This window comes from Rahnella sp. ChDrAdgB13, from assembly GCF_017655185.1.
Lineage (GTDB): Bacteria > Pseudomonadota > Gammaproteobacteria > Enterobacterales > Enterobacteriaceae > Rahnella > Rahnella contaminans.
The window spans coordinates 1-1,617 of the sequence record NZ_JAEMGT010000251.1 but is presented as its reverse complement, the minus strand read 5'-3'; the positions used below and the strand labels follow the sequence as shown (position 1 = coordinate 1,617).

The following is a 1,617-nucleotide window of genomic DNA, read 5'->3' as shown; positions in this document are numbered from 1 at the left end:
ATACGCAAGGGGCAGTATGGTCATCCTGCCGGTGACGGATTGTCGTTTGCAGAACAATTTTACCTGTTGGCTGCCTGAAAAACAGGCAGCGCACTTTCTGTGCGGCCCATTATCGTTAATGCGACAGAACCTTAAAAAAGCCGCTTACGCGGCTTTCATTTGTTCGGTATGCCTAAACTAGCTTAAACCATAAACACTTCTGGCCCTTTAGAATCGATGATATTAATAATCCGCAAAGCAGCATTGTTAGGCTTGCTTTCGTCTCTTTCCCACTTTGAGACGCTTTCAACAGACATTCCGAGAGTGATTGCCAGTGCTGCCTGAGACAGGTTGTAGCGAACGCGCACCTCTCTAATCTGACTGCCTGTCATCACTCGGATTGCAGGAATATTACGTGCAGCAACTGCTGCATTGATAGCGTTCACTGTGCCATCTTGTACAACACCCAATTTGTTGTAACGTTCAGCCATACTTTGTATGCGTTTAAGACGTTGTGTCATCGCAAATTACCTCGATTAGTTCTTTTAACTCAAGCAGTTCTTTTATGCTTTTCGGAGCCATTGCTATAAAATCTTTGCCAATTTTGCAGTAAGCATCGATTTCGTCATCTTCAATTTCTTTTCCCTTCTTTTTTGAAAGCTCACTTTTTAGGTACATATCGAAGAAAAAAACGTTATCACCATTATTGAAGAAAATGATCGATCTAGCCCCGTCACTGGCTCCAACTCCAGGCAGACTAAGCCGTTTTTTAAAGGTGAATTTTCCTAGCGGATCACCATGTAGACCATTAAAAATTGCATTTGCTGCTTTGCACAAAATACGGTTGCTTATATGTGCTTTCTTCCGTTCCGTTTCAAATTCAGGTGTTAAATAAATGCCCATGAAAATCTACTCATCCCTATACCCGTAACCATTACTATAGTCTTTATTACGGGTTTGTTCAATTTTTCATAGTTCTGAGTTAGGTGTGTCATACAGGAGTTGCATCCCTTAAATGAGAACTACGTAAGCCAAAAGTTATCCACATATACATCTGATATTTTTAAAATACCTTTTAGGTTTTATTTATAAACCTTTTTGCACGCTCGAAACGTAGCACTGGCGTGGCTTGTGGAGCCATAACCGTGACAACTTGCCCTCAAAAAATAGCTTAACTCACAGGTTTATTGACTCGTAACATAACCCGTGACAACATCGAAACTTGTCACAGTTAATTATGGGAATAGCTATGCTTGAATTGGATATTGCATTGGTTAAATCGCGCAAAATAGGACAGCGGATTGTTCAATCCAATGAACTAACAGAAGCTGCCTATAGTTTATCCCGTGACCAAAAACGAATGCTGTATCTTTTTGTAGATCAGATACGTAAAGCTGATCTTTCAGTTGGTGAGGGGGCTGAACCTTCGCACAACGGCATTTGTGAGATTTCAGTGGCTGAATATGCTAAAACTTTTAATTTAACATCAGCTGAAGCAAGCAAAGACATACGAAATGCATCGAAGAATTTTGTTGGTAAAGAGGTTATTTTCTTTAGACCGGACGGTGCGTATTCTGGCGAAGGTGAACGGTCGTTCCGGAGGAACGTGAACGCGTTATTTCCTAACGCGCCCTAACT

General features: G+C 41.2%; 2 protein-coding genes and 2 pseudogenes. 2 read left to right on the top strand and 2 right to left on the bottom strand.

Annotated features, from left to right (window positions below):
* Window positions 1-78: pseudogene (locus J8X26_RS27475) on the top strand (IS6 family transposase); the annotation flags it as partial.
* 104 nt (window positions 79-182) lie between these two features.
* Here J8X26_RS27475 and J8X26_RS27470 read toward each other — a convergent pair.
* Window positions 183-500 carry a DNA-binding transcriptional regulator gene (locus J8X26_RS27470; protein ID WP_208952670.1) on the bottom strand — a complete coding sequence of 106 codons (318 nt, stop codon included), beginning with the start codon at window positions 498-500 and terminating at the stop codon, window positions 183-185.
* On the bottom strand, window positions 484-882 hold the full coding sequence (locus J8X26_RS27465) for a type II toxin-antitoxin system RelE/ParE family toxin (protein ID WP_208952669.1): 399 nt from the start codon (window positions 880-882) through the stop codon (window positions 484-486). Before J8X26_RS27465 ends, J8X26_RS27470 begins: the two co-directional genes overlap by 17 nt.
* A gap of 346 nt (window positions 883-1,228) precedes the next feature.
* Here J8X26_RS27465 and J8X26_RS27460 point away from each other — a divergent pair.
* Window positions 1,229-1,576 (top strand): annotated as a pseudogene (locus J8X26_RS27460) (RepB family plasmid replication initiator protein); the annotation flags it as partial.
* Window positions 1,577-1,617: the final 41 nt, after the last annotated feature.

What these genes read in the sequence shown, in the direction of transcription:
- J8X26_RS27470 (WP_208952670.1), bottom strand. Translation starts at nt 500, where the DNA reads ATGACACAACGTCTTAAACGCATACAAAGTATGGCTGAACGTTACAAC.
- J8X26_RS27465 (WP_208952669.1), bottom strand. Translation starts at nt 882, where the DNA reads ATGGGCATTTATTTAACACCTGAATTTGAAACGGAACGGAAGAAAGCA.